The 6,770-nt window shown below is 42.4% G+C and carries 3 protein-coding genes; all 3 read right to left on the bottom strand.

The window, feature by feature from the left end; all coding sequences use genetic code 11:
- Positions 1-278: 278 nt before the first annotated feature.
- The 3 genes from Q0064_RS03295 to Q0064_RS03285 are packed head-to-tail and all read right to left on the bottom strand — an operon-like array spanning position 279 to position 5,962.
- Positions 279-1,700 carry a TolC family protein gene (locus Q0064_RS03295; protein ID WP_298144240.1) on the bottom strand — a complete coding sequence of 474 codons (1,422 nt, stop codon included), beginning with the start codon at positions 1,698-1,700 and terminating at the stop codon, positions 279-281.
- Positions 1,693-4,860 (bottom strand): efflux RND transporter permease subunit, encoded by a 3,168-nt coding sequence (locus Q0064_RS03290; protein ID WP_298144237.1) that lies wholly within the window; start codon positions 4,858-4,860, stop codon positions 1,693-1,695. Before Q0064_RS03290 ends, Q0064_RS03295 begins: the two co-directional genes overlap by 8 nt.
- 19 nt (positions 4,861-4,879) lie before the next feature.
- On the bottom strand, positions 4,880-5,962 hold the full coding sequence (locus Q0064_RS03285; protein WP_298144243.1) for an efflux RND transporter periplasmic adaptor subunit: 1,083 nt from the start codon (positions 5,960-5,962) through the stop codon (positions 4,880-4,882).
- Between the last annotated feature and the right edge of the window lie 808 nt (positions 5,963-6,770).

Here is a 6,770-nt window from a genome sequence, read left to right as displayed (position 1 = left end):
TTACGGATTTCCCGTAATGCTATGTCGATTTTTTTCGGGAACTTCGCCCGAAACGGGAAGGGGAAAACGGGTTAATCCCAACGAAAAAAAAACGAAACACGGTTACGGAAAAACCGCATTTTTTTTAAAAAAAACCTTTTTTAAAACGCAATTTCAATTAGCGCTAATTGGATCTCATCTATTAAATGAAAAAACCGCAGCAAACGAAGTGTTTGTGCGGTTTCCGAACAATTTTTCCCTAACAAAAATTGCTTTGCTATATGTATGAAAAGCGTTTTTTAACGCCATCCACCGCCTAGATTACGGTACATTACTACTGATGCCACCAAAACTTGCTGCTTGGTTTCAACCAGTTCGAGTTTGGCTTCTAGGGCGTCGCGTTGGGTCATGAGAACTTCAAAGTAATCGACACGTGCCGATTTAAAAAGTTCGTTACTTGCATCAATCGCTCGATTTAAAGCATTTACTTGCTCGAGTTGTCTTGAGAATCCGTTCGCTAAATTTTCGATTTTAGCCTGTTGATTAACTACTTCGACAAACGCACGTAGTAAAGTTTGATCGTACTCGATTAAGGCTTGAAGTTGCCTCGAATTTGCCGAATTAAAAGCCGCTTTCAGGGCATTTCGGTTTATGAGCGGTGCAGCTAAATCGGCGCCTAAATTGTAGAACAGTGATTCTGGAAAAGTAAACAAAGACGCTGTGCGAAACGATTGAAAACCAATAGCACCACCGATATCTAATCGCGGATAAAACGCCGCTTTAGCAGCCTTGACATCGAAGCGTGTTGCTGTAACTTCTAGTTCTCTTTGGCGTACATCCGGGCGGTTTTCAAGTAGCTGTGATGGCAATCCGGTGTGAATTGATAGTGGTTCAATGTTTAAAAAATCGATTTTACTCCGTTCGATGGGTTGCGGAAAACGCCCGAGAAGAAAATTGAGTTCATTCTCTGTTTCGGTAATCTGCTGTTTGACGAAAAAGGCGCGTTGTTGCGATCCTGCGACTTCTGCTGCAAATTTTTCGACCGCTAAAGCCGTTGCGCGTGCCGCTTCTTTTTGCACTTTCACGATTTCCAATGCGTTCTGTTGCAAAGCTACGTTCGCGTCAATAATAGCGAGCTGGGCATCCAAAGCTTGTAATTCGTAGTAGCGTTCGGCAACTTCAGCAACCAAATTGGTAATTACGAAGTTCTTTCCTTCAACTTCTGCCAAATACCGCGATAGTGCAGCTTTTTTCGCACTTCTTAGTTTTTTCCAAATATCAACCTCCCAACTGGCGCGTAATCCAAGCGAGTAGTCGGTTAAATCTTCTGGAACTCTTTTGCCAGGTAAAATATCGGTCGATTCATCGCCTGCTCCCTGACTGGTAAATTTTCCAACTTTTTCGACTTCTGCGGCAGCGCCAATACCAACTGCTGGCAACAGTTCACCTTTTCGAGCGCGAACTTCATTTCTTGCAATCTCGATTTCTTGAAGTGCGCGTTGCAGTTCCTGATTGTTTTTAAGCGCTATATCGATTAACGACACTAATTTCGGATCATTAAAAAGCAAGCGATAAGGCTTAATTGCTGTATTGGAAGTGTCAGCTTTTGCTTTATATTGTTCCGGTATTTGTAAGCTCGATTTTACTTCGCTCACTTTAGGTGCACTACATCCCACAACCACAGCTGCCAGCACCGAACTTATTTTTATCAGTTTATTCATCGTATTCAAAATCTTCTGTTAACGGACTCTCTTTTTGTTTCTTCACCATTTTAATCTTCTCCGAAATACGAGCAAAAATGTAGTACAAGCCTGGAATAATGAAAACACCTGCGAGGGTTCCAATTAGCATTCCACCTGCTGCGGCAGCTCCAATAGTCCGGTTACCAATTTTACCGGGACCGGTTGCAAATACCAAGGGAATTAGCCCGGCGATGAATGCAAAAGAAGTCATTAAAATCGGTCTGAATCGAACCACGGCACCTTCGATTGCTGCTTGATAAACCGTGAGCCCTTGGCTGTGCCTTAAAGCAGCGAATTCAACTATTAAAACCGCGTTTTTCCCAAGTAAACCGATAAGCATTACTAGTGCAACTTGCGCATAAATGTTGTTTTCTAAACCACAGATTTGCAGCAGTAAAAACGCGCCAAAAACTCCACCGCCTAAAGACAAGATTACAGCAAACGGAAGAATAAAACTCTCGTATTGTGCCGCTAAAATCAAGTATACGAAGCCTAAACAAATCAAAAAGATGTATATCGCTTCATTTCCACGAGCCACCTCGTCTTTTGCAATTCCCGCCCAATCAATTTCATAACCTCGCGGTAAAACTTTGGCAGCAACTTCATCTATGGTGGCAATTGCTTGTCCGCTGCTGTAGCCGGGTGCCGGTTGTCCGGAAATTTCTGAAGCTGTGTACATATTTTGACGTGTAATTTCCGACAAGCCATATACCTTTTCCATTCGCATAAATGCTGAAAATGGCACCATTTCATCGCGGTCGTTCTTTACATACAACTTCAAAATATCGTCGGGTAAAGCGCGATATTCTGGCGCGGCTTGAACAATTACTTTGTACTGACGTCCGTATTTGATAAAACTAATTTCGTAATTACTTCCAACTAAAGTCGACAGTGTGTTGGTTGCATTCTCTATAGAAACGCCTTTTTGCTGAGCCAGATCGTTGTCGATTCGCAGCATAAATTGCGGAAAACTCGCACTGTAAAAAGAAAATACAGACGATAACTCTGGACGTTTGTTCAATTCTGCCACAAAGTCTCGACTCACTTCTTCTAATTTGTGGTAATCGCCCGTACCGGTTTCATCTAATAATCGCAACTCGAAACCGCCAGCAGCTCCGTAGCCAGGTAAAGCAGGAGGCTGAAAGAATTCGATGGTGGCACCCGCAATGTTTTTCGACTTTTCTTCGATTTCTTCAATCAATTCTAGGGCAGAATGTTCACGTTCATCCCAAGATTTAAGATTGATTAAGCAAGTTCCCGAATTGGCTCCAGTTCCTTCCGTTAAAATCTCGTATCCTGCCAAAGCAGAAACTGATTTCACATCGGGAATAGATTCACAGATTTTTTGCAACTTCTCGGCAATTTCGTTCGTACGTTCCAAACTCGAACCAGGCGGCGTTTGAATCACTGCGTAAAGCATTCCCTGATCTTCGTTGGGAATAAAACCCGACGGCAACGTATTGCTTAGAAAGTAGATTCCAGCGCAAAACGAAAGTAAAATTCCAAAAGTTAAAACGCGTCGGTTTACTATGCCTTTCAATATAGCACCGTAGGTTCCTGATAAGCTGTCGAACCAACGATTGAAACCAGCTACAGCACGATTTATCGCATTTTGTTTTTTCTTTTTCCCGTGATTGTTTTTGAGCATCATGGCACACAAAGCCGGCGTTAAAGTAAGTGCCACCAAGCCCGAAAGAATGATTGCTGTTGCCATGGTAATGGAAAATTGTCGATAGAAAATCCCGACCGGACCCGACATGAACGACACTGGAATAAATACAGCGGCCATCACAAAAGTAATTGCGATAATTGCGCCACTAACTTCGCCCATCGCTGCTTGTGTGGCTTTTCGCGCCGATAAATGTTCAGTTTCCATTTTGGCATGAACGCCTTCGATAACCACTATCGCATCATCGACAACAATTCCGATAGCTAGAACTAAAGCGAATAAGGTGATTAGATTCAGTGTGATACCGAACAATTGCATAAAAACGAAGGTCCCAATCAGCGACACAGGCACGGCTATTGCGGGAATAAGTGTTGATCGCCAGTCGTTTAAAAACAAGTAAACCACAAAGCCTACGAGCAAAAACGCTTCTACCAACGTATGCAAGACCTTCTCAATTGACGCATCGAGGAACGTTGACACATCGTAACTGATTTCATAGTCCATGCCTTTTGGAAAGCGATTTTTCTTTATCTCGGCTAGCTTTTCCTTTACGTTTTCAATGACTTGTGTTGCATTACTGCCGTACGATTGTTTTAGAACGATTGCGGCAGAAGGTCGGCCGTTGTAATTCGAATAAATATCGTACATAGAACTACCGAACTCAATATTGGCAACGTCTTTTAAGCGCAGGAGCTCGCCATCTGGAGTCGCACGAACCACCACATTTCCGTATTGTTCGGGTGTGGTGAAACGACCTGGATATTTTAGAACGTATTCGAATGCTTGCGAGCGTTTTCCAGAAGCTTCACCAGTTTTCCCAGGCGAAGCCTCCAAACTTTGCGAACTCAAAGCTTCCATAACTTCTTCGGCCGAAATTTTATAGGCGAGCATGCGATCGGGTTTTAACCAAATTCGCATCGCGTAATCTCGGTTTCCGAGGATATCGGCAAATCCGACGCCATCGACACGTTTCAACTCGGCGAGTAAATTAATATCGGCAAAGTTGTACAAGAACTTTTGATCGGCGTTTTTGTCCGTCGAATAAAGGTTTACGTACATCAACATGTTTGATTCCTGACGCGAAATCTTGATTCCTTCGCGAATAACCAAAGGCGGGAGTTTGTTTACTACCGAAGCCACTCGGTTTTGTACGTTTAACGTGGCTTGGTTAGGGTCGGTTCCGAGGTTAAAAACGGCTTGAATGGAGGCTTCACCGTCGTTACCAGCGTCGGCCGACATATATTTTAAACCTGGAACACCATTAAGTGCACGTTCTAAAGGAATGATTACCGACTTGATCATCAGTTCGTTATTCGCACCGGGATATTCGGCAACGATACTAACTTTTGGTGGGGAAATGGCTGGAAATTGGGTTACAGGTAAACCGATAAGCGCCAAAACTCCCAGGAATACGATAATGAGCGATATTACGATAGATAATACCGGTCTTTGAATGAATCTACTAAACATAAGTTCTTGGATTTTGCGGTTACTCTGCTTTAAGTTTTAATTTATGAAGCAAAGCTTTAGGCTCCTCGAACGCATATTTGATGTGTTCGTTATCGTTTAGCTTTTGAATGCCATCGAGAACAATTTTTTCACCAACTTTTAAACCTGATTTTACTACATACAAGTCGGGTAATTCCCCAGCGACGACAATTTCGCGCGATTTTACCTGATTCGCAGCATTCACTACAAATACGAATTTCTTGTCTTGGATTTCGTAAGTGGTTTTTTGTGGAATAACAATCGCATTTCGCATCGGAAATTGCATTTGTACCTTACCCGTTTCTCCGTGTTTGAGTAATTGCTTTGGATTGGGGAAACCAGCGCGAAAGGCAATATTTCCGGTTTCAGCATCAAATTCACTTTCAATTACTTCGATTTTTCCCTTGTACGGAAGCGTATCGCCGTTCGCTAAAAGCAAATCGACATTGGTTTCACCGCGATCGGAAACGTGTAATTTGTAATCTAGATATTCGGGTTCAGAAACATTGAAATAGGCAAACATGTGCGAGTTATCAGACAAAGTGGTGAGAATTTCTCCCTCGTCGATTAAACTGCCGAGTTTTTTTGGAATTCGGTCGACCGTTCCAGAAAAAGGTGCGCGAATTTCGGTAAACGATAAATGCAACTTTGCCATCGAAACGGCTGCGTTTGCTTGTTCTAAACGAGCTTGTGCCACCAGTTGTTCGTTTCTGGAAACAATATTTTTGTCGGCTAGTGTTTTGGCATTTTTCAATTCAATAGCTGCTGCTTTTGCTTCGGCCTGAGCTTTTTGCAGTTCGGCTTGATACAAGCGCGGCATGATTTTGAAAAGCAACTGACCTTTAGTTACGAATTGGCCTTCATCAACGTAAATATGTTCAAGAAAACCACGTTCCTGCGCGCGAATTTCGACGTTCTGTACCGAGCGAATTTGCGCGACATATTGTTTTACAAACGTGGTATCTATTTGAATTGGAGCCGTTACAGCAAAAGTAACATTCTCTTGTTTTTCGGTTTCTTTATGGGCGCAGCTGGCACTGCCAAGGCATACCAATACGGCAGCCACAATCATTTTTTTGACCATGATCAAACGATGTTTTTTGCGCATGTGCGCAAGAGTTTAAAGGATTTTTGTTAGGAAATTTGTCCCGAAGGACGAACATCGGTGCGACAACTTGTCGCCGTTAATCACAGTCTGAGTACCCGAATGAAAAGATAGATCGGGCACGAACGTCCGATTTGTTTGTGGAAACTACCAGGGATTAGTTGCTTTTGGCGGAAAGAAATAAAAGAAACGAAACCCGATTCGCTTTTGCTAGCTAGTAGCGCAACAAATGGTTTAAAAGAAGGCTGCGATTCGGTTTCATGATCTTCCTCGCTTTCGTGATCTTCTGAGAAAAAGACCTCTTTACTATGGGTGTCCACAGCCGTAGAGGCGCCTTTAACTACTGTTTTTGTCTTGGAAAAAGTACTACCTACTAGACTTATATCCGTTGCAAATGAAGTAGTTGCAGACAATAGAAGCCCGCTAACAAAGAGAATTAAAAACGATTTAAACCACTTCATATACGCCACAAAGCTAGGTACAAGTATTGAAAAAAATAGCTTTTTTCTTTGAATTTTAACAGTAACGCGTACTATATCGATTTAGTTGTTGAAATCTTAGAAGCTTTTTTGATGAAAAGCTAAAAATAGATTCCAGTGTTTGATCACCTAAGCCAATTACGAGTTCTAAACTGTGATTTGTCGACAGAACTTTTTTAGATTTTTGAAGATTTTTACGGATTTCCCGTAATGCTATGTCGATTTTTTTCGGGAACTTCGCCCGAAACGGGAAGGGGAAAACGGGTTAATCCCAACGAAAAAAAAACGAAACACGGTTACGGAAAAAC

The organism is Flavobacterium sp. (assembly GCF_027490375.1).
Lineage (GTDB): Bacteria > Bacteroidota > Bacteroidia > Flavobacteriales > Flavobacteriaceae > Flavobacterium.
This window is presented reverse-complemented; position numbering and strand designations above follow the sequence as displayed.